24 protein-coding genes and 1 tRNA gene are annotated in these 21,867 nt (G+C 29.7%); 22 read left to right on the top strand and 3 right to left on the bottom strand.

The genetic code is table 11. The features are described 5' to 3' along the window. The first annotated feature begins 43 nt into the window (after positions 1–43). The 18 genes from ACIJYI_RS00920 to ACIJYI_RS01005 all read left to right on the top strand — a co-directional run bounded on the left by ACIJYI_RS00920 (position 44) and on the right by ACIJYI_RS01005 (position 15,840). Positions 44–367 carry a 5-formyltetrahydrofolate cyclo-ligase gene (locus tag ACIJYI_RS00920; RefSeq protein WP_435114255.1) on the top strand — a complete coding sequence of 108 codons (324 nt, stop codon included), beginning with the start codon at positions 44–46 and terminating at the stop codon, positions 365–367. Beyond that, a complete protein-coding gene (locus ACIJYI_RS00925; RefSeq protein WP_435114256.1) occupies positions 355–801 on the top strand; it encodes a cell division protein ZapA in 447 nt (148 codons plus the stop codon). Before ACIJYI_RS00920 ends, ACIJYI_RS00925 begins: the two co-directional genes overlap by 13 nt. A gap of 7 nt (positions 802–808) precedes the next feature. Next, entirely contained in the window at positions 809–1,354 is a 546-nt protein-coding gene (locus ACIJYI_RS00930) for a 5-formyltetrahydrofolate cyclo-ligase (RefSeq protein ID WP_435114257.1), read from the top strand. Then, positions 1,351–2,154, top strand: a complete 804-nt coding sequence (locus ACIJYI_RS00935; RefSeq protein WP_435114258.1) for a TIGR00282 family metallophosphoesterase — start codon at positions 1,351–1,353, stop codon at positions 2,152–2,154. Before ACIJYI_RS00930 ends, ACIJYI_RS00935 begins: the two co-directional genes overlap by 4 nt. 6 nt (positions 2,155–2,160) lie before the next feature. Next, positions 2,161–2,886, top strand: a complete 726-nt coding sequence (locus ACIJYI_RS00940; protein WP_435114259.1) for a YebC/PmpR family DNA-binding transcriptional regulator — start codon at positions 2,161–2,163, stop codon at positions 2,884–2,886. Beyond that, positions 2,886–3,380 carry a crossover junction endodeoxyribonuclease gene (locus ACIJYI_RS00945; RefSeq protein ID WP_435114260.1) on the top strand — a complete coding sequence of 165 codons (495 nt, stop codon included), beginning with the start codon at positions 2,886–2,888 and terminating at the stop codon, positions 3,378–3,380. Before ACIJYI_RS00940 ends, ACIJYI_RS00945 begins: the two co-directional genes overlap by 1 nt. A 49-nt stretch (positions 3,381–3,429) precedes the next feature. Further along, positions 3,430–4,104, top strand: a complete 675-nt coding sequence (tolQ, locus tag ACIJYI_RS00950) for a protein TolQ (RefSeq protein ID WP_435114261.1) — start codon at positions 3,430–3,432, stop codon at positions 4,102–4,104. A gap of 1 nt (position 4,105) precedes the next feature. After that, entirely contained in the window at positions 4,106–4,522 is a 417-nt protein-coding gene (gene tolR / locus ACIJYI_RS00955; RefSeq protein WP_435114262.1) for a protein TolR, read from the top strand. Between the two features lie 5 nt (positions 4,523–4,527). Next, positions 4,528–5,391, top strand: coding sequence for an energy transducer TonB (locus ACIJYI_RS00960; protein WP_435114263.1), 864 nt, complete (start codon positions 4,528–4,530; stop codon positions 5,389–5,391). A 9-nt stretch (positions 5,392–5,400) separates the two neighbouring features. Then, positions 5,401–6,744, top strand: a complete 1,344-nt coding sequence (gene tolB / locus ACIJYI_RS00965) for a Tol-Pal system beta propeller repeat protein TolB (protein WP_435114264.1) — start codon at positions 5,401–5,403, stop codon at positions 6,742–6,744. Positions 6,745–6,829: 85 nt separating this feature from the next. After that, positions 6,830–7,321, top strand: a complete 492-nt coding sequence (gene pal, locus ACIJYI_RS00970; protein WP_435114265.1) for a peptidoglycan-associated lipoprotein Pal — start codon at positions 6,830–6,832, stop codon at positions 7,319–7,321. Between the two features lie 81 nt (positions 7,322–7,402). Continuing rightward, the gene (gene ybgF / locus ACIJYI_RS00975; protein WP_435114266.1) at positions 7,403–8,401 is read left to right on the top strand and encodes a tol-pal system protein YbgF; all 999 of its coding nucleotides are present in this window, start codon (positions 7,403–7,405) and stop codon (positions 8,399–8,401) included. Next, positions 8,361–9,386 carry a tRNA lysidine(34) synthetase TilS gene (gene tilS, locus ACIJYI_RS00980; protein ID WP_435114267.1) on the top strand — a complete coding sequence of 342 codons (1,026 nt, stop codon included), beginning with the start codon at positions 8,361–8,363 and terminating at the stop codon, positions 9,384–9,386. Before ybgF ends, tilS begins: the two co-directional genes overlap by 41 nt. A gap of 66 nt (positions 9,387–9,452) precedes the next feature. Then, entirely contained in the window at positions 9,453–11,345 is a 1,893-nt protein-coding gene (ftsH, locus tag ACIJYI_RS00985) for an ATP-dependent zinc metalloprotease FtsH (protein WP_435114268.1), read from the top strand. Positions 11,346–11,626: 281 nt separating this feature from the next. Continuing rightward, positions 11,627–12,403, top strand: coding sequence for a dihydropteroate synthase (folP, locus tag ACIJYI_RS00990; protein ID WP_435114269.1), 777 nt, complete (start codon positions 11,627–11,629; stop codon positions 12,401–12,403). Continuing rightward, a complete protein-coding gene (gene glmM, locus ACIJYI_RS00995) occupies positions 12,403–13,734 on the top strand; it encodes a phosphoglucosamine mutase (RefSeq protein WP_435114270.1) in 1,332 nt (443 codons plus the stop codon). The genes folP and glmM overlap by 1 nt, the downstream gene beginning before the upstream one ends. Before the next feature lies 1 nt (position 13,735). Beyond that, on the top strand, positions 13,736–14,548 hold the full coding sequence (gene thiD / locus ACIJYI_RS01000) for a bifunctional hydroxymethylpyrimidine kinase/phosphomethylpyrimidine kinase (RefSeq protein WP_435114271.1): 813 nt from the start codon (positions 13,736–13,738) through the stop codon (positions 14,546–14,548). After that, positions 14,548–15,840, top strand: coding sequence for an adenylosuccinate synthase (locus tag ACIJYI_RS01005; protein WP_435114272.1), 1,293 nt, complete (start codon positions 14,548–14,550; stop codon positions 15,838–15,840). Before thiD ends, ACIJYI_RS01005 begins: the two co-directional genes overlap by 1 nt. Here the strand turns inward: ACIJYI_RS01005 and rpoH are convergent. Together rpoH and ACIJYI_RS01015 are read right to left on the bottom strand one after the other, a co-directional pair. Next, positions 15,837–16,730: an RNA polymerase sigma factor RpoH gene (gene rpoH, locus ACIJYI_RS01010; RefSeq protein ID WP_435114273.1), complete on the bottom strand. Its 894-nt coding sequence runs from the start codon at positions 16,728–16,730 to the stop codon at positions 15,837–15,839. The two genes, ACIJYI_RS01005 and rpoH, sit on opposite strands and share 4 nt — an antisense overlap. Positions 16,731–16,771: 41 nt before the next feature. Then, positions 16,772–17,752, bottom strand: a complete 981-nt coding sequence (locus tag ACIJYI_RS01015) for an RluA family pseudouridine synthase (RefSeq protein WP_435114274.1) — start codon at positions 17,750–17,752, stop codon at positions 16,772–16,774. 23 nt (positions 17,753–17,775) lie between these two features. Here ACIJYI_RS01015 and ACIJYI_RS01020 point away from each other — a divergent pair. Beyond that, positions 17,776–17,852 (top strand) — tRNA-Arg (locus tag ACIJYI_RS01020). Between the two features lie 40 nt (positions 17,853–17,892). On the opposite strand, the gene ACIJYI_RS01025 is transcribed toward ACIJYI_RS01020, so the two are convergent. Continuing rightward, positions 17,893–18,825 (bottom strand): L-threonylcarbamoyladenylate synthase, encoded by a 933-nt coding sequence (locus ACIJYI_RS01025; RefSeq protein ID WP_435114275.1) that lies wholly within the window; start codon positions 18,823–18,825, stop codon positions 17,893–17,895. Between the two features lie 20 nt (positions 18,826–18,845). Between ACIJYI_RS01025 and ACIJYI_RS01030 the strand changes: the two genes are divergently transcribed. Genes ACIJYI_RS01030 through dxs form a run of 3 tightly spaced genes read left to right on the top strand, consistent with a single transcriptional unit; the run spans position 18,846 to position 21,864 of the window. Then, a complete protein-coding gene (locus ACIJYI_RS01030) occupies positions 18,846–19,082 on the top strand; it encodes an exonuclease VII small subunit (RefSeq protein WP_435114276.1) in 237 nt (78 codons plus the stop codon). Further along, positions 19,079–19,951, top strand: a complete 873-nt coding sequence (locus ACIJYI_RS01035; protein ID WP_435114277.1) for a polyprenyl synthetase family protein — start codon at positions 19,079–19,081, stop codon at positions 19,949–19,951. Before ACIJYI_RS01030 ends, ACIJYI_RS01035 begins: the two co-directional genes overlap by 4 nt. After that, a complete protein-coding gene (gene dxs, locus ACIJYI_RS01040; protein ID WP_435114746.1) occupies positions 19,951–21,864 on the top strand; it encodes a 1-deoxy-D-xylulose-5-phosphate synthase in 1,914 nt (637 codons plus the stop codon). Before ACIJYI_RS01035 ends, dxs begins: the two co-directional genes overlap by 1 nt. Positions 21,865–21,867: the final 3 nt, after the last annotated feature.

The raw sequence follows: 21,867 nt of genomic DNA on the forward strand, positions 1-21,867 counted from the left end.
ACTAGACTAAGAAGAATCTATTTAATAATATAAACATATATATATGAATTCTATAAACGAAAAAGAAAAAAAATTAAACAACGCTTTAGATGAATTAAAAAATTTAGATCTAGGCAATTCTAATATGCAAAATAATATTGAAAATTTGAGTTCCCAAAAAACTCAATTAGAAATTGAAAAATCTCAACTAGAAGATAAATATAAATCATTACTAAATGATCATGCAAGTTTAAGCAAAAAACTTGAAGAAATTCAAAATAAGGAAAAATTAGAACAAAAAAAACAGACAGAATTCTCTGAAAAAATTGATGAATTAAATCAAGAAACAGATACCTTGTTAGAAGAGATAGACAAATGGCAAATGTAAGTATTAAATTTAATAATAAAGAGTTTTTATTGTCATGTGAAGATGGACAGGAAGATCATCTTGAGGAACTTTTAATTCACATTAATCAAAAATTTAATGATTTAAAAAATAACTTAGGAAATTTAGGGGAAAATAAATTACTTTTAATTACAGCTGTTAAAATTATGGATGAATACTATGAAACTAAAAAAAAAGTTGATTTAAAAAGAAATGAATTAAAAGACCTTTCAAATAAATTTAAAGAATTGAAGTCTCTTATTTATGATTATAGAGATAAAAAAGAAGAAGAAATCAAAGAATTAAACACAAATCATCTAAATTTCAAAAATGAAATTGAAGCTAATCATAAAAAATATGAACAGTTAATTGATGAGGCTGCAGATGAAATATCTAATTTTGTTGAAAAGGCGAAGTTAGAAAATATATCTCAATAAATTTTTTGTGAATAAATCCAAGATAAGAAATAAAATTATAGAATTAAGAAAAAATAATACTAATAAAAATTTTAAAATTAGTTTAGACAAATTTTTTTCTTTTCTAAAAACAAGTAAATTAAATTCTAAGAGTCTTGGTGGCTATTATCCCTCTAATTTTGAAATTGATGATTTGGAAATTTTAGATTTATTAGAAAAGAAAGATTATGAAATATCATTGCCAATTATAAAAAGAAATAACCAAATGGATTTTTTTAAGTGGTCGAATAATGATCCATTAAAGATCAATAAATATGGCATACCCGAACCAATTTCATCAAAAATATTCTATCCAGATATTTTATTAGTTCCACTGGTTGGTTATGATAATCGTTTAAATAGATTGGGTTATGGTGGTGGATTTTATGATCGATATATTGAAAAAATTGAAAAAACAAAAAAAGTTATTAAAATTGGATTAGCTTTTTCTTACCAACAATTAAAAAGTGTTCCAATAAATTACCATGATAAAAAATTAGACTACATAATTACTGAAAAGGAAATTTTAAAATGAGAATATTGTTTCTAGGGGATGTTGTGGGAATCTCAGGATGTTCAAAATTGATGAATAGTCTTTTAAGTGAAATAAAATTAAGAAAAATAGATTTTGTAATTGTTAATGGTGAAAATGCTGCGGCACAAGGTGTGGGCTTAACGAAAGAAATATGCCAAGATTTTTTTAATTGTGGTGTAGATGTGATTACTACAGGCAATCATGTTTGGGATCAAAAAGAAATAATGGAATTCATAGAACAAGAAGAAAGGTTGTTACGTCCAAAAAACCTTTTTGAACCAGCTCCAGGAAAAGGTTTTAATATTTATACTACAAAAACGAATATAAAAATTGGAGTACTTAATTTAATGGGAAATGTTTTTATGAAAAAATGTGAGGATGTTTTTGAGATTTCTGAAAAATTTATGAAAAAATATAAATTAAAAAAAGATTTTGATTTATTAGTAGTTGATTTTCACGGCGAAATAACGAGTGAAAAGAATGCAATTGGTCATTTTTTTGATGGTAAAGCCTCTTTAGTTGTTGGAACTCACACCCATATTCCAACTAATGATGCAAGAATATTAAATGGTGGCACAGGTTATCAAACAGATGCTGGGATGTGTGGAGATTATAACTCTGTTATAGGCATGAACAAGGACAACTCATTGAATAGATTTTTAAAGAAAAATTCAACAAAACATTTTCCAGCAATAGGTGATGCTTCTTTGTGTGGTGTTATTGTTGATTGTAATATAGAAACTGGATTAGCAAATAATATTGAAAGTTATATTTGTGGAGGCCAATTAAAAAATACTTAGAAAATTATGTCAGGTCACTCAAAATGGGCAAGTATAAAGCATTCAAAAGGTAAAGCTGATAAGCAGAGATCTAAAATATTCTCTAAATTATCAAAGGAAATAAGTGTTGCAGCAAAACTTGGCGATAAAGATCCAGCAATGAATCCGAGATTAAGATCTGCAATTCAGGCCGCAAGATCTGCCAATATGCCTAAAGACAATATTGAAAGAGCAATTGATAAATCTTCAGCTAATGCAGAATCTAATTTTGAAAATTTAAGATACGAGGGGTTCGGGCCAGACAAGATTGCTGTAATTGTTGAAACTTTAACTGATAATAAAAATAGAACTGCCTCAAATGTAAGGACTATATTTCAGAAAAATGGCGGAAGCTTAGGTACGCAAGGGTCTGCATCACATAATTTTAATCAATTAGGTATTATAAAGATTGATAAAAAAGAAATTTCTGAGGAAAATATATTTGAACTTGCAATTGATTCTGGAGCAGATGAATGTATTTCTCATGATGAATTTCATGAAATTCAATGTCCTATGAGTGAAATTTATAATGTGAAAAAAAAATTAGAGAAAATAATTTCAAATTTTATTTCAACTGATATTGAATGGGTTCCTCTAAATAGCGTTAATGTTAAAAAGGACAGAGAAGAATCTATTATCGACTTTTTAGAAAATCTAGAAGACGATGATGATGTGCAAAGTGTTTTTTCAAATGTTAATTTTGGAAAAAACTAATGCTAGTAATTGGAATTGACCCAGGTATATCAGGATCAATTTGCTTTTTTGATGATGGAAAAATAATTGATGTGGTAGAAATGCCAACGATGACAGAGGGGAAAAAAAATAAAAAACAAGTCAACGGTTCTCAAATTTTTAATGAAATTTCAGAAAGAATTAAAAAGCTTGATAAAAAAGATATTAAAGTAGTTATAGAGCAAGTATCAGCTATGCCAGGTCAAGGAGTGACCAGTATGTTTAATTTTGGTCAATCATTTGGTATTTTAAAAGGCATATGTTCAGCAATGCAATTACCAATGTATTTTGTAAGACCAGCAAAATGGAAAAAATATTTTAATCTCATAAATTCAGAGAAAGATGCAAGCAGAACAAGAGCAATCGAGATTTTTCCTTATTTTTCAGGTCAATTATCAAGAAAAAAAGACTCTAATAAAGCGGACGCAATTTTAATAGCTAGCTTTTACTATGAAACTTATAAAATAGAAGAATAGCCAAAGATATAAGACAAAATCATGACACATTTAAGTGTGAAGAGTAATTATGGAAGCTGATATCGCGTCACAAGCTGTTGGATTAGGAACTAATACTGATTTTTCTTTACTGAGCCTATTCTTAAGGGCTGATATAGTTGTTAAATCAGTAATTATAATTCTTATAGTTTGTTCAATTTATTCCTGGGCGGTAATTATTGAAAAGTTTAAATTATTTAAAAAAATAAATAAATCATCAGAAGATTTCGAGGAAAAATTTTGGAACTCTAAATCTGCAGAAACTTTTTATAATAGCTTACCTGCAAAAGTTGATGATCCTATGGCAGTAGTTTTTCAGGATGCTATGGAAAGTTTATTAAAAAAGAAATCCAAAAACAATTTAAGTGAAAGAATGAGTACGTTTTTAGAAGTTGGTATTGAAAAACAAATGTCTAAAATTGATAAAGGTTTTACATTTTTAGCGACTGTAGGATCTACTGCTCCTTTTATTGGTTTATTTGGAACTGTTTGGGGAATAATGAACTCATTCCAATCAATAGCTATATCAAGAAATACCAGCTTAGCTATAGTAGCACCTGGCATAGCAGAAGCCCTTTTTGCTACAGCCCTTGGTTTGTTGGCAGCAATTCCTTCAGTTGTTGCTTATAATAAATTTAATACTGACTCAAAAAAATATACTCAAAAACTAGAAAATTTTTCAAAAAGATTTTTAACAATAATTTAAAATGGCTTTTAAATTAAATCGTTCATCTAAAGAACCTATGAGCGAAATTAATGTGACTCCATTTGTAGATGTAATGCTGGTGTTGTTGATTATTTTCATGGTGACAGCACCGTTGCTTACAGTAGGAGTGCAAGTTGATTTACCAGAAAGCTCTGCAGACTCTCTTCCAGAAGAGCTGGAGCCATTAACATTATCTATTAATGCAAAAGGTGAAATTTTTATTCAAGAAGCAAAAGTAGAGTATGACAATATTATTGCAAAAGTGTTGGCGGTTTCAAAAAATAGAACTGACACAAGAATTTACGTAAGAGGTGATAAAACTATTAATTATGGAAGAGTGCTGGAGATAATGGGATTATTATCTGGATCTGGTTTTACAAAAGTAGCACTAATATCTGAACCATATAAACAAAGGTAATTTAATTGAATAGAAGTATAATTATCTCTTCTGTTTTACACGCCACTCTAATTGTTATTACAGCGATGAGTTTACCATTTTTAACAAAAAAACCTCTAGATATACCACCAATTGTTTCAGTGGAATTAATACAAATTGCTGAACAAACAAATATACCCTTTGCGCCAAAGGCAAAAAAGATAATCGAAAAAGTAAAAGAAAAAGAAAAAAAATTGGTGTCAGAACAGGCTCCTCCCAAGAAAGTCAAAAAAAATAAAAGCAAAACAGTTGTCTCTCTTGATCAAAACAATGAAAAAATTGAAAACCAAGCTCCTGAAGCAATTCCATTACCAGAAAAAACAGTGAAAAAAATCAAAACTAAAGAGGAAAAAAAACAAAATCCTGATAAATTAGATGAAGAAGTGAAACAGGTTTCAGAATTTGAAAAAAAAGATTTATTTGATCCAAATAATATTGCAGCTTTAATTGATAAATCAAAAGTCGATAGTGCAGATGTAGTAAAAAAAAATGACGATATTACTCAAGATCAAGATAGAAATATTGAAAATACCGGACTTACTTTAAGTGAAGAAGATGCTTTAAAAGCTCAGATTTTTGGTTGTTGGAGTATCCCATTAGGTCTGCCATACAATGAAGATTTGCTAGTAAGAATTAAATTAATGCTAGAACCAGATGGATCAGTCACAAAAACAGAGATTTTAGATCATGCGAGAATGAACAAACCGGGACAAGGTTTTTATAAAGTATTAGCAGAAAGTGCTTTAAGAGCAGTGAAACTGTGTCAGCCTTTAAGAGTTCCTTCCACTGGATATGAAAGATGGAAAGAATTACAATTAAATTTTGATGCAAGAGAGATGTTAGAAGGTTAAGATAGGTAAATGAAAAAAAATTTTATAATTTTATTCGTATCGTTAATTATACCATTCAAAGTAATGGCCTTAATTGAGGTTGATATAACTAGAGGAAATCTAAGTCCGCTTCCATTAGCAGTTTCTCCATTGTCAATTGATAATAAATCTAAAAAAAGTTTTGAACAAATCCTTAAAAAAGAAAATATTGGATCTGAAATATCAAATATTGTTGAAAACAATTTAAAAACCTCAGGTCTTTTTAATCCACTAAATAAAGACGCATTTTTACAAGCACCAGATATTGCAAATTTAAAACCAAGATTTGAAGATTGGAATTTAATTAAGGCCCAGGCACTTATCACTGGTAAAGTTACTTATGTAGATGAAAAATTAAGAGTTGAATTTAGATTGTGGGATATTCTTGCAGGCAAAGAAATGATGGCACTTGCATTTACCACAGTGCCTGATAATTGGCGAAGAGTAGGTCATATCATATCAGATAAAGTTTACGAAAGATTAACAGGTGAAAAAGGATATTTTGATACTAGAATAATTTACGTATCTGAGGAAGGTCCTAAAACACAAAGAATTAAAAAATTAGCAATCATGGATCAGGATGGAGCAAATAATAAATTTTTGACACTTGGTAATGAACTTGTTTTGACTCCCAGATTTAACCCTACTAGTCAGATGGTCACATATTTATCTTACTTTAAAAATTTACCAAGAGTATATCTTTTAGATATCGAAACTGGAACTCAAGAAGTGGTAGGTGATTTTCCTGGCATGACCTTTGCCCCAAGGTTTTCTCCAAATGGTAAAAAAATAATAATGAGTTTTGCTAAAGATGGTAAATCTGATATTTATACTATGGATTTAGAAAATAGAATAGTTGAAAGAATAACAAACCATCCTTCAATTGATACATCTCCATCTTACTCTCCAAATGGGAAATTTATAGCATTCAATTCTGATAGAAGTGGTTACCAACAAATTTATATAATGAAAAGTGATGGAAGCAATGTAAAGAGAATTTCATTTGGTAATGGGATATATGGAACACCAGTGTGGTCACCAAGAGGTGATTTAATTGCATTTACAAAATTGCATAAAGGAAAGTTTTATATTGGAGTTATGAGAACTGATGGTAGTGGAGAAAGATTATTAACTGAAAATTATTACCAAGAGGCACCATCTTGGTCTCCAAATGGACGAGTTTTAATTTTTTATAGAGAAACAAAAACCAACTCTAAAGGAGAAGGTTTTTCAGCGAAGTTATGGTCTATAGATCTTACTGGTTATAATGAGCGGTTAGTGAAAACACCAACGGATGCTTCTGACCCATCTTGGTCGTCTATATTGAGTAATTAGATAAAATTACTTGATTTTTTGACTTGAAAGATCTAACTAGTTGTGAAAAAGTAACTAATTGAAATTAGCAGCAAGGAGCAATTTAATGATACTAAACAAAATTTTTAAAAATTCACTTCTTATATTGGTGGCATGTCTGGTGTTAACAGCTTGTGCAACAAAAAAAGAAGCAACAACAGCAATCAGTGGTCAAATGCAAGGTGATGTTTACACCGGAACTGACTCAGTTAAGTATTTGGCTGATGGTGTTCCAGATAGAGTTTTCTTTGCAACAAATGAATCAGTTTTAACTACAGCTTCAAGAGAAACTCTAAGATCTCAAGCTGCATGGTTAAGAAAGAATTCAAGTATTAATGTAGTTCTTGAAGGACACGCGGATGAAAGAGGAACAAGAGAATACAACTTAGCGCTTGGTGAAAGAAGAGCTAACTCCGCAAAAGATTACTTGATGACTTACGGAATTTCTTCAAACAGAATATCAGTATTAAGTTATGGTAAGGAAAGACCTGTCGATGCTGGTTCTAGTCCATTAGCTTGGTCAAAAAACAGAAGATCTGTTACTGTCAAAGCAAATTAATAATTTAAATTTAAAGACCCTAAAGCAAAAAGTTTTAGGGTCTTTTTTTTGCCATTTTTATAATCATAAATCATTTAATTGATGAAATTCTTATATAAATTAAAAATTCTAAAATTATTATTAATATTTAATTTGGTTTTTTTTAATATTTCTTACGCAGACAATCATAACATTTATGAAACATTAAAAATTATAAAAGAGGACCTTAAGACACTTGAAAGAGCTGTCTATTCTGGCTCTATAGAAGTTGACACAACAGTTGTAAAAAAATCAATTACTGAGTTGGACGCTAATTCTGAGGATGTGCTTACAAGACATTTGTTAAAATTATCTGAAGTTGAAGATCAGTTCAGACAATTAACTAATAAGTTTGAGGAAATAAATTTTAAGTTAGACAAACTATCTAACAGATTAACTAAAATTCAAGCTGATAATCAGATAAGGTTTCAAGATATAGAGACAGCAGTAAGCTCTGGAGAGAGTGGAGCCCAATTAGCTGCAAAACCAAAAACAGATACTGATAAAGTTTTACCTGGTAGCTCACAACCTCAAGATCTAGGCTCAATTTCATATAAAGACACAGAAACTTCTGAAACTTCCCAACAAATTCAATCTGTGGATACAACTGCATCAGTTTTAACAGAAACTTTTCAGGCAGAAGAAAAAATATTACCACAAGATCTTTCACCTAAAAAACAATATGAGTTTGCCACAAGTTTTTTAAAAGTTGGGGACTACAGTACTGCTGAAAGAGCCTTTAGAGAGTTTGTGTTATCAAATTCAGATCATGAATTAGCTGGTAGTGCTCAGTATTGGTATGCGGAGACTTTTAGAATAAGACAACTTTATACGGATGCAGCAACAGCATATTTAGAAGGGTATCAAAAATATCCTAAGGGAAAGAAAGCTCCAATAAATTTGCTAAAACTTGGGGTATCAATGGTTCAAATTGGAGAGAAAGATCAAGGTTGTAAAATGATTAATGGTGTTGAAATGCAATATCCAAATGCTAATCAATCTGTAATTCAAAAAGCTAAATATGAGTCCAAAAAATTTGAGTGCATTAAACAAGACTCATAAGCTTTTATTAAATAAACTAAAAGATAAGCGAACTCGTCAAATTTATAATAAATTTGAAAAATATCTAAATATTAATGAAAATTTTGCAGTAGCTGTTTCTGGTGGACCGGATAGTCTTGCTTTATCTTTTTTAGCAAAAATTTATTCAATTAAAAATTTATTAAATGTAAAATACTTTATAATTGATCATAAGCTGAGAAATAATTCTACTTTGGAAGCAAAAAATGTCCAAAAACAATTAAAAAAATTTTCAATAAATTTAAATATTTTAAAATGGAATGGAATTAAACCTAAGAAAAATATTCAATCTATTGCAAGAGACAAAAGATATGAGCTGTTATTAAATGAAACAAAAAAATTTAAGATAAAAAATATTCTATTAGGTCATCATTTAGATGATTTATTTGAAAATTTTTTTATAAGAATTTTAAGAGGAAGTGGCTTAAATGGATTAATTTCACTAGATAAGAAAACGCAAAATAACAATATCAATATAATTAGACCTCTATTAAATTTCGAAAAAAAAGATCTAACTTATATAAGTAAATTTATTTTTGGTTTTTTTGTTGAAGATCCATCAAATGAAGATGATAAATTTAAAAGAGTTAAAATAAGAAGTTTCTTAAAAAAATTAGAGACAGAAGGTTTAGATAAAAAAAAATTCCTTTTAACAATCAATAATCTTAAATTTTCTAACGAAACTATAAAATTTTATACCAAAAAAAACTTGTTAGAAAATACATATTTTTCAGAAAAGAAAAAATTAATAATTTTAAAAGAAAGTTTTTTTCATCATTCTGCAGAAGTTATCTTTAGATCGTTTACAGATGTAATTAAAATTGTTGGAAAAAAATATTATCCTGTTAGAGGTAAAAAAATAGACTCCATAATCCAATTAATAAACAATAAATCTTATTTCAAGGTTACTTTGGGTGGATGTGTAATTAAAAAAGTTAATCAAACTGTAATAGTGTCAAAAGAGTAACAAAATTATCTTTTTTAATGATATTTTGTCACTTGTTAAATTTATAATAATTCTTATCTTATACGTATGAATTTAAAAAATCTTGCTATGTGGGGAATAATAGTTTTTTTAACTATTGGTCTTTATAATATGTTCAAAAATCCCCAATCAAATATCAGAGGTGGAAATCAAATCATATTTTCAGAATTTTTAACTTCTGTAGATAATGGAGAGGTTTTAAAAGTTGAAATTCAAGGCAACAATATTAAAGGAGTCTTCTCAAACGGTAATGCATTTTCAACTTATTCACCAAATGACCCAAATTTAATTGAAAAGTTATCAGAAAAAGGTGTAAGCATTTCTGCTGCTCCATTAGAGGAAAAGATGCCATCACTATTTGGTGTTCTTCTTTCGTGGTTTCCAATGTTGTTATTGATCGCTGTTTGGATTTTCTTTATGAGACAAATGCAGGGTGGCAAAGGCGGTGCTATGGGATTTGGTAAATCTAAAGCTAAAATGATGAATGAGTTAAAAGGCAAAGTTACTTTTAATGACGTTGCTGGTGTAGAAGAAGCTAAAGAAGAAGTTGAAGAAATTGTAGAATTTTTAAAAGATCCTAAAAAATTTAGTAGGTTAGGTGGAAAAATTCCAAGAGGAGCTCTACTAGTGGGAAACCCTGGTACCGGAAAAACACTTTTGGCACGTGCAATTGCAGGTGAAGCTGGAGTTCCTTTTTTCACAATATCAGGTTCAGACTTTGTTGAAATGTTTGTTGGTGTTGGAGCATCAAGAGTTAGAGACATGTTTGAGCAAGGTAAAAAAAATTCACCATGTATAATTTTTATTGATGAAATAGACGCTGTTGGAAGAAGTAGAGGTGCAGGTTTAGGTGGAGGAAATGATGAACGAGAACAAACTTTAAATCAATTATTAGTAGAGATGGATGGTTTTGATACAAATGAGGGAGTTATAATAATTGCTGCAACAAATAGACCTGACGTTCTTGATCCTGCTCTATTGAGACCAGGAAGGTTTGATAGACAAGTCGTTGTAGGTTTACCTGATATAATAGGTAGAGAAAAAATTTTAAAGGTCCATGTCAAAAAAATAAAAATGGCTCCAGATGTGAATCTTAGAACTGTTGCCAGAGGTACACCAGGTTTTTCAGGAGCAGATCTAGCAAATATAGTTAATGAAGCAGCATTACTTGCAGCAAGAAAAAGCAAAAGAATAGTAACCCTGACTGAGTTTGAGGAAGCTAGAGACAAAGTAATGATGGGAGCTGAAAAAAGATCAATGGTGCAAACAGAAGATGATAAAAAACTTACAGCATATCATGAAGCAGGACATGCAATCGTGTCTTTAAATGAGAAAGCTGATGACCCAATACATAAGGCCACAATACTTCCAAGAGGAAGAGCGCTAGGTATGGTTATGACTTTACCAGAAAGAGATAAATACTCTCAAAATAGAGAATATATGAAATCTCAAATAGCGAAAGCTATGGGGGGAAGAGTTGCTGAGGAAATTATTTTTGGACATGATAAAGTTACTTCGGGTGCCATGTCTGATATTAAAGCGGCAACATCAACTGCAAAACACATGGTGACAGAAGCAGGTATGAGTGAACTACTAGGACCATTAAGCTATGGAGATAATCAGGACGAAGTATTTTTAGGTAGATCTGTTGCAAGAAATCAGCAAATGTCTGAAGAAACTCAAAAAAAAGTAGACTCAGAAGTTAAAAAATTAGTAGACGAAGGATATAATAGAGCCAAAAAAGTATTAAATGAAAAAATTGAGGATTTACACAAGCTAGCAAAAACATTACTTCTCTACGAAACTTTAACGGGTGATGAAATTAGAGATTTAATATTACACAATAAATCTATTGAGAGAAATGACGAAAAGGATCCTGCAGAAGAAGACAAAACCTCAGCATTGGGATCAATGGGACTTAAACCAAAAATAGTTCATTAAGATAATTATGAAAAGATATTACACACGTGCGTGTAATTTCTATTATGGAAATGAATCTAAAATATTAGTTAGAAAAAAAAAATCACTGCCTTTAAATGGTAACAAAGAAATATCTTTTGATTTTGTCGAAATAATTTCTCGAAAATCAAAAAAAAAATTTCAATAAAAAATCTCAACAAATTACATAAATCACTAAAAAAACAAATAACTCTAGATTTAAAAATAATAACTTCCAAAAAAAAAATTTTGCAAATTTAAGCTTTCAAAAGTTACCGAATATAATGGGAGTGTTAAATCTTACCCCTGATAGTTTTTCTGATGGTGGAAAATTTAATAACAAAAATAAAGGAATTAATCACGCATTAGAAATGTTAAAATCAGGAGCAAATATAATTGATGTTGGTGGTGAATCTACAAGACCAGGATCAAAAACTATAAACTCAAAGCTTGAATGGAAAAGAATAAATAAAATATTAAAATTAATAACTAATAAAATCCCAATATCATTGGATACAAGAAAATCAGAGATCATGGAAAGAGGTCTGAAGCTTGGTGTAAAGATAATAAATGATGTATCTGGATTAGATTATGATTGCAAAACTAAGGATATTTTAAGAAAATACAAAATACCATTTGTCATTCAACATTCAATAGGAACTCCTGAAAATATGCAAATAAAACCTAATTATAAAAATGAGTTATTAGATATTTATGATTTTTTTGAGGACAAAATAAAGTTTTTAAGGTCGATAGGTATAAAACATAACAATATTATTATTGATCCAGGTATAGGGTTTGGAAAAAATTTGAAACATAATATGAATTTAATTAGAAATATTTCTATTTATCACTCACTTGGTTTTCCTATACTTGTAGGAAATTCAAGAAAAAGATTTATTAAGGAAATATCTGAAAAAAATGATACTAAATCAAGAATTGGTGGAACAGTTGCTTCATCAATTTATTTAATGATGCAAGGTGTTCAAATTTTAAGAATTCACGATGTTAATGAATTGTTACAGGGATTAAAAGTTTTTAAAGAATTGATAAAAAAATAATGGCGAAAAAATATTTTGGAACCGACGGAATAAGAGGTGCTATCAATAGCAAAAACATCAATGGTGACATGTTTTTTAAATTTGGGCTTGCATCTGGAACGTATTTTAAATCACAAAAAAAAAAGAAGCAAATTGCGATTATTGCAAAAGATACTAGGTTATCTGGATATACTCTAGAACCTGCTTTAGTTTCAGGCCTTGCATCTGCGGGAATGCATGTTTTTACATTAGGACCTTTACCAACAAATGGTTTAGCAATGCTAACAAAAGCTATGAAGGCAAATATGGGAATAATGATAACTGCTTCTCATAATCCTCATCATGATAATGGATTAAAATTGTTTGGTCCTGATGGTATGAAATTATCCGATAAAATTGAAAAAAAAATAGAGAATTTAATAGACAAGCAGATTTCAAAAAATTTATCTATACCTGAAAAATTAGGACGAGTAAAAAGATTAGAGAGTGGGACGAATGATTATATAAAAATTTTAAAAAAAAATTTTTCTAAAGAATTTAATTTGAGAGGGTTAAGAATTGTAATCGATTGCGCGAATGGCGCTGGTTATAAAGCAGGACCTAAGTTACTTAGATCTCTTGGAGCGAAAGTAATTGCAATAGGTATAAATCCTAATGGCCTTAACATAAACAATAATTGTGGATCAACTTTTCCTAGTAAAATCAAGTTGGCAGTAAAGAAGTATAAGGCGCACCTTGGCATTTCTTTAGATGGAGATGCAGATAGAATTATTATGTGTGACGAAATAGGAAATATAATTGATGGTGATCAAATAATTGCAGCTTTAGCAACAAGATGGAAAAACAAAAAAATGCTTAAAGGTGGTGTGGTTGGAACTTTAATGTCAAACTACGGTTTAGAAAAATATTTTAAATCTGAAAGGATAAAATTTATTAGAGCAAACGTAGGAGACAGATATGTCAAAGAAAAAATGCAAAAAAATAGTTTTAATTTAGGTGGTGAACAATCTGGACATATTATTTTAGGAAAATTTGCAACAACAGGTGATGGTTTACTAGTTGCTTTAGAAGTACTGTTCGCAATTAGAAAAGGTATGAAAGCGAGTAAATTTTTTAATAAATTTAAAAGAACACCTCAAATTTTAAACAATATTGATGTAAAAAATAAAGCAATAATTAAAAATTTTGAAGTTAAAAAATCTATAAAAATTGCAGAAAAATTGATGAAAGGACAAGGTAGAATATTAGTAAGAAAGTCTGGAACAGAGTCAAAAATAAGAGTTATGGGTGAGAGCGAAAACAAAGAACTATTAAAAAAATGTATAAATATTATATCAAAAAAAATAAAATAAATTGAAGCTTAGATCAAAAATATTAATCATTGCAGGTTCTGACTCATCAGGTGGCGCAGGGATTCAAGCTGATATTAAAACTGTTACAGCGTTGGGATCATATGCAATGTCGGCTATAACAGCTGTAACAGCTCAAAATACCACAGGAGTTAAGTCTATAGCGCCAATCAGTCCAAAAGAAATTTATAATCAAATTATATTTACCTCAAAAGATATTAGACCCGATGCGATTAAAATTGGAATGTTGCACTCAACAGGGGTTATAAAATATGTAATTAAATCCCTAGATGATATTAAAATTAAAAACATAGTTCTTGATCCAGTAATGGTTGCAAAGGGGGGCACTAAATTAATAGATAACAAAGCAATAGAATTACTTAAAACAAAATTAATTAAAAGAGCAATATTGATTACCCCCAATATTCCTGAAGCTCAAATTTTAACAAAAACAGAAATAAGAAATAAAGAAGACATGATTTATGCTGCTAATAAGTTGATGGAATTTGGTGCTAAAAATGTTCTCATTAAAGGCGGACATTTAAAATCTAAATTTGTTCAAGATATACTTGTTAATAAAGTTGAAATAAAAATTTTTAACAGCAAAAGATATAATACAATCAACACTCATGGTACAGGGTGTACTTTATCTAGTGCAATAACTACCTTTTTATCATGTGGAAAACCTATAAAGAAATCTTGTGAGCTCGGAATTAAATATGTAAATTCTTCAATAAAATTAAACCCTAATTATGGTAAAGGCCATGGACCAATTAATCACCTTAACACAATAAGCATAAACAGAAAATTTAGATAATGAAAAACATAGTTGTAGTTGGATCTCAATGGGGCGACGAAGGAAAAGGTAAAATTGTTGATTGGCTCTCAGAGCAAGCTGATGTTGTAATTAGATTTCAAGGTGGTCATAATGCTGGTCATACATTGGTAATTGATGGAACAACATACAAGTTACGATTATTACCATCAGGGATTGTCAGAAAAAATAAAATTTCAATTATTGGCAATGGTGTAGTTGTGGATCCATGGGCATTACTTGAAGAAATTGAAGAAATAAAATCAAAAGGTGTTGATGTAAATATTGAAAATTTTATTATATCTGAGGCTGCAAATTTAATTTTACCTTTTCATAGAGAAATGGATGAAATTAGAGAAGATGCAGCTGGTAAAGGAAAAATTGGAACAACTAGAAGAGGAATTGGCCCTGCTTATGAGGACAAAGTAGGCAGAAGATCCATTAGAGTAATGGATTTAAGATCTGAAACAAATTTAGATCAGAGATTAGAGTCAGTTTTGGTTCATCATAATGCAATTAGAAAAGGTTTAGGAAAAAAAATTTTTGAAAAAGAACAGCTAAAATTAGATTTATTAAAAATAGCACCTAAAATATTGCAGTTTTCACAACCTGTTTGGCTTAAAATTGATGAGTTTAAAAAACAAAAAAAGAAAATTTTATTTGAGGGCGCACAAGGAATTTTATTAGATGTTGATCATGGAACCTATCCTTATGTTACTTCATCCAATACTGTTGCCTCAAGTGCTGCAACTGGCACGGGTTGTGGTCCGAATTCAATAAATTATGTTCTTGGAATTACTAAGGCTTACACCACTAGAGTTGGTGAAGGCCCTTTTCCAACAGAATTGATTGATGATATTGGTGAATTATTGGGTACTCGAGGAAAAGAATTTGGAACTGTAACAAGTAGGAAAAGAAGATGTGGTTGGTTTGATGGAGTTTTAGTTAGACAAACAATAAAAATTTCAGGAATAGACGGTATTGCTCTTACTAAGCTAGATGTTCTTGATGAGTTAGATGAAATAAAAATGTGTGTTGAATATGAACTAAATGGAAAAAAAATAGATTATCTTCCCGCAGCTGTTGAAGATCAATTAAAAATAAAACCAGTTTACAAAACTTTTCCAGGGTGGAAAACCTCTACAAATGGAGTTAAAAATATGAGTGATTTACCAGAAAATGCAAAAAAATATATCTATGCCGTAGAGAAATTCATAGGTGCAAAAGTTTCAAGCATATCAACTAGTCCAGAAAGAGAAGACACCATTCTCGTTGAGAACCCTTTTGATATTTAATTAACAGGTAACAGATTTTTTGACTTTGCTAAAAGCAACATGTGTTTTTGCAGTTTTTCAAATGCTTTATTTTCTATCTGTCTAACTCTTTCTCTGCTGATTTTATATTTTTTACTTAAATCTTCCAATGTTGTTGGATTATCATTTAATCTTCTCGAATATAAAATTTCTCTCTCTCTATCATTTAAAACTTTAATTGAATTTTTTAATAGATCTTTTCTTTGCTCCATTTCTTCTTGGTGTGCAAATTTTAAGTCATGATCTAATTCTTTATCAACAAGCCAATCTTGCCATTCATCACCATCTTCACCAACTTGAGCATTTAGTGAAAATTCTTTTCCAGAAAGTCTTCTATTCATCGAAACAACTTCCTCTTTACTAACGTCTAGTTTATTAGCTATTTCATCTACATGTTCATTTCTTAAATCACCTTCAGTTTGGGGTGCAATTTGATTTTTAATTTTCTTAAGATTAAAAAATAATTTTTTTTGCGCAGTAGTAGTTCCTATTTTAACTAAACTCCAAGATCGTAATATGTATTCCTGAATAGATGCTCTAATCCACCACATTGCATATGTTGCTAATCTAAAACCTTTTTCTGGTTCAAATTTTTTTACAGCCTGCATAAGACCAACATTTCCTTCTGAGATCATTTCATTAACAGGCAAGCCATAACCTTTGTAACCCATTGCAATTTTGGCAACCAACCTCAAGTGACTTGTAACTAATTTCTCTGCAGCTTTAATATTTCCAGTGGTTTTCCAATTTTTAGCTAACATATATTCTTCTTCTGCAGCAAGCATTGGAAACTTTTTAATTTGATCGAGATATGCAGACAGACCACCTTCGTTAGATAGAGCCGGCAAGCTATTATTAAAAGTTGTACTCATGAGTGTATTTATTTAATTAACTATTTTAATTTTTCAATGATTTATTCGCTAGTATTTCTAAGCATTTTCAGTAAATTACTTAGTTCTTGTGGCAAAATTGAGGAAAAAATCATTTCTTCATTTGTTTTAGGGTGAATAAAACCCAGTGTTTTTGCGTGTAAAAATTGTCTATTTAATTTGGATATTAAACTTTCTAATTTTATATCTATATTCTTAAGTCTCTTATATTTTTTTTTATATTTATCATCCCCAACTATACTATTTCCCATGTAAGTCATATGAACACGTATTTGATGAGTCCTTCCAGTTTCCAATTTACATTCTACAAAACTTAATGTTGGTGTTTTATCATTTTCAAAAACTTCTATAGTTTTATAATTTGTTATAGCTTGTTTCCCCTTTGAGTTACTAACTTCCATCAGTTGTCTGTTTTTGGAGCTACGAGTTATAAATGTATCAATTTTACCTTTAGAGGGTCTAAGCTTACCCCATATTAAAAGCTGATAAACTCTTGTAATTGTATGCTTGCTGAATTGTGTAGATAAATTCTCATGTGTTTCATTATTTTTTGCTATAACTACTAATCCAGATGTATTTTTGTCAATTCTGTGAACTATCCCTGGTCTAAGTTCATCCCCAATAGTTGAGAGAGAGTCTTTATTATGATGCATCAAAGCATTGACCACTGTTTTGTCATAATTTCCTGCACCAGGATGCATAATTATTCCCGCTGGCTTATTGATTATTAGTAAATCTTCATCTTCATAGATTATTTCTAATTTAAAATCATAAGGTTTTAAAGAAGCCACTTCAGGCTCTGGGATATGAAGACTTAATTTGTCACCAGCAATAACTCTTTTAGACGGACTTTTAATATTTTCATTATTCACTTTAAGTTTTTCTTTAAGTATTAAATTTTTGATTCTAGTTCTACTAATCGACCCTTGTCTTTTATTGATTAAAACATCAACCCTGAGATTGTTTTCATTTTCTTCAACTATAAAATTAATGTCTTTTTCCATAAAATGTAATATTAATACTATATGCGCTTGTAGCTCAACTGGATAGAGCGCCTGACTTCGGATCAGGAGGTTCTGGGTTCGACTCCTAGCAGGCGCACCATTTAATTGATTTTATTAGTTAATTAAATTGCATGTTTCATCTAATATTTTGATGCTCTTTTCAACCTATCATTTATTGTTTTGCCAATCCCTTCATTTGGAATTTTTTCAACTGCGATCATTTTATAACCATCTTTTTTAATTGTTCTTAATAGTGAGTATAGATTTTTAGCAGATTGTTTAAGATCATTTTTTTTACTTAAATAGTAATAGTTTTTAGAATTAGCTTTTCTTTTTTTTGTTAACACAAAGGCTTCATTTTTTTTGGGTTTCTTAGCATTAATTCTTAATGGAACTCCAGGAGAGTAATGTAGGCGAAATTGACCAGGTGAAATTTTGTTTTTTGAATTATATTTAACTAAAATTTTTTCTTTTAATATCTTTTCTATTTTTGAAACATCTAATCCTCCGTATCTAAGCAATGTTGGTTTGCTCAAAAGATTGATGATTGTTGACTCCACTCCTATTCGGCATTTACCTCCGTTTAATACATATTTTATTTTTGACCCAAATTCCTCAATAACATCCGATGGTTGTACAGAACTTAATTTGGTTGATATATTTGCACTAGGTGCAGCCAAAGGATAAGGTAAACTTTTAAGTAGCTTTTTGAATAAAGGATGTCTTGGAAAACGAACAGCAAGGCTCTGCTGTTTATTGGTTACAAATTTAGAAATTTTAGAGTTTTTTTTTAATTTTAAGATAAATGTAATAGGTCCAGGACAAAATTTTTTATAGAGCTTGATGAAATTATCATTAATATAACAATCTTCTTTAACCTTTTTAAAATCTGAATAATGAACAATTAATGGGTTATTCATGGGTCTTTTTTTTAACCTAAATATTTTTTTTACAGATAAGTCTGAATAAGCATTTCCAGCTAATCCATAAACTGTCTCAGTAGGTACGGCTACACAATGATTTTTATCTAAATATTTCTTAGCTTTTTTTAAATTTGATTGAATAGATTTCATGTATTAATAATCATTATTATATGAAAGATAAAAATTTACCACTTGATAATGACCCAAGTTCACTCGAGGAGCTAACAGATAAAGCAAATCAAATAATTGAGTCTTTAGAAAATGAAAAAGATTTAAATAATTCTATTGAAAACTATCAGAAATTACTGAAGTTAAATAATATTATTGAAAAAAAATTTCATAAAAGTTTTAAGTTTATAAGTGAGGAAACAAATAGAAAAGTTAAAGAAATTATAAAAAAAAAATGAAATCCAAACTTGCTAAAATTGCAAAAGATACAAATCTATACTTAAAGAGATTTATTGATAAACAAAATAATTCTAAATTAATCCCATCAATGAAGTATGGATTATTTCCAGGTGGAAAAAAAATTAGATCTAAAATTTTAATTGATATTGGTTCGCTGTTATCAATTGATCACAAAACATTAATTACTATTGGTGCAGCGGTAGAGTGTATTCATGCATACTCACTTATTCATGATGATTTGCCTTGTATGGATAATGATAAAATGAGAAGAGGCAAACCATCTACTCATATTAAATTTGGGGAATCCACAGCAGTTCTTGCTGGAAACTCTTTACTTACAATGGCATTTGAAATTTTAGCAAGTCCTACATTAAAAGTGAGTGAAAAAATTAAGATTGATTTAATTAAAAAATTATCAGAATGCTCAGGTCACTTAGGTATAGCTGGTGGTCAATATTTAGATCTTAGTTATGAAAAAAAGAAGATATCAAAAGATAAAATTATAGAAATGGAAATTAAAAAAACAGGGAAATTATTTAGTTTTTGCTGTTTAGCTCCGGCAATTATTAAGAAAAAAAATGCTAAAGAAATAAAATTTTTTGAAAATATTGGTTCTGATATTGGTTTATTATTTCAAATAGCAGATGATTTGATTGATTTTAAAGGTAATTCAAAAATAGCAGGAAAAAAAACAGGCAAAGATCAAAAAAAAGGAAAAGCAACACTTATAAGTTTACTTGGGTACAACAATGCTATTAAATATTGTGATAAAATTATTTTTGATATTAATAAAAATTTAAAAAAATATGGATCAAATTCAAATAATATTAAAGAAACATTAAATTACATCTTAAATAGGGAAAAATGATACAGAATTATAAATTTTTAAACAATATAAATTTTCCATCTGATTTAAGAAAGATATCAGAAGATGAGCTTCAGACAGTTTCTGACGAAGTCAGAAAAGAAATGATTAGTGCAGTATCAGAAACTGGTGGGCATTTAGGAGCAGGCTTGGGTGTAGTTGAATTGTCAGTTGCTCTTCATTATGTTTTCGATACTCCTAATGATAAATTAATTTGGGATGTTGGTCATCAATCTTATCCTCATAAAATTTTAACTGGAAGAAAAAACAAAATTAGAACTTTAAGACAAGGAAATGGGCTATCTGGATTTACAAAAAGATCAGAAAGTGAGTATGATCCTTTTGGAGCTGCCCATAGCTCAACATCTATATCTTCAGCATTAGGTATTGCTGAAGCAAACAAATTAGCTAACAAATCATCTAATGTGATAGCAGTGATTGGTGATGGAGCAATAAGTGCAGGTATGGCTTATGAAGCAATGAATAATGCTGGAGCATCAAAAACTAAAATGATTGTAATTTTAAATGATAATGACATGTCTATAGCTAAACCAGTGGGTGCTATGAGAACATACTTGGCAAAATTATTTACTGGTAAAATATATTTTAGTTTAAGAGAAACACTTAAGTTAATTACATCAGCCTTTTCGAAAAGATTTAGCGCTAAAGCAGGAAAAGCAGAAGATTTTTTAAGGTCCGCTGTTACAGGAGGTACTCTATTTAATTCATTAGGTTTTTATTATGCAGGTCCAATTGATGGTCATGATTTAACAACCCTTGTTCCAATTTTAAAAAATGCAAGAGACTCAAAACATGAGGGGCCAATTATGATTCATGTAAAAACTCAAAAAGGAAAAGGTTATTCTTATGCAGAAAAAGCAACAGATCATTATCATGGAGTTTCAAAATTTAATGTTAAAACAGGGGAACAAGTTAAAAGTGGCAACAACCTTCCTGCTTACACAAAAGTGTTTGCCAACACATTAGTTAAACATGCTCAAAAGGATAGTAAAGTTGTTGGAATAACAGCTGCAATGCCAGGTGGAACAGGAATGGATATTTTTGGAAAAGAATTCCCTAAAAGAATGTTTGATGTAGGTATAGCCGAGCAACATGCAGTAACGTTTGCAGCTGGTTTAGCTACAGAAGGTTATAAACCTTTTGCAGCAATTTATTCAACTTTTTTGCAAAGAGCCTATGATCAGATTGTTCATGATGTGGCTATTCAAAGTTTACCAGTAAGATTTGCTATAGATAGAGCAGGTTTAGTTGGCGCAGATGGCTCAACACATGCTGGTTCATTTGATATTACTTATTTATCAACTCTACCTAATTTCATAGTAATGGCAGCAAGTAATGAAGTGGAATTGGTAAAAATGATAAATACTTCAATTGATATAAATGACAAGCCAAGTGCAATTAGATATCCTCGAGGAACAGGAGTCGGGCTTGATTTACCTTCAATCGATGAAAAAATTGAAATAGGTAAAGGAAAAGTTGTTCAAGAAGGAAAACAAGTTTGTATTTTAAGTTTAGGAACAAGACTTGAGGAATGCAAATTAGCAGCTGAGGAATTAATGAATAAAGGTATTACAACAACAATTGTTGATGCAAGATTTGCAAAACCTTTAGATCAAGAACTTATCTTAAAATGTGCAAGAGAACATGAATTAATGATCACTATTGAAGAAGGATCGATTGGTGGCTTTGGCTCTCATGTCAAAAATTTATTAGCTGAAAAAGGTATTTTTGATAAAGGTTTAAAATTTAGAGCAATGACATTACCTGATACTTTTATTGAACACGATAGCCCAAGAAATATGTATGAGTTAGCAGGATTGAATGCCACACAAATTTCAAAAAAAATTATGGATGTTTTGTTCAAAAAACAATCAATTAAAGTTGTAAAAAACTGATAG

The organism is Candidatus Pelagibacter bacterium nBUS_36 (assembly GCF_051201215.1).
GTDB lineage: Bacteria > Pseudomonadota > Alphaproteobacteria > Pelagibacterales > Pelagibacteraceae > Pelagibacter.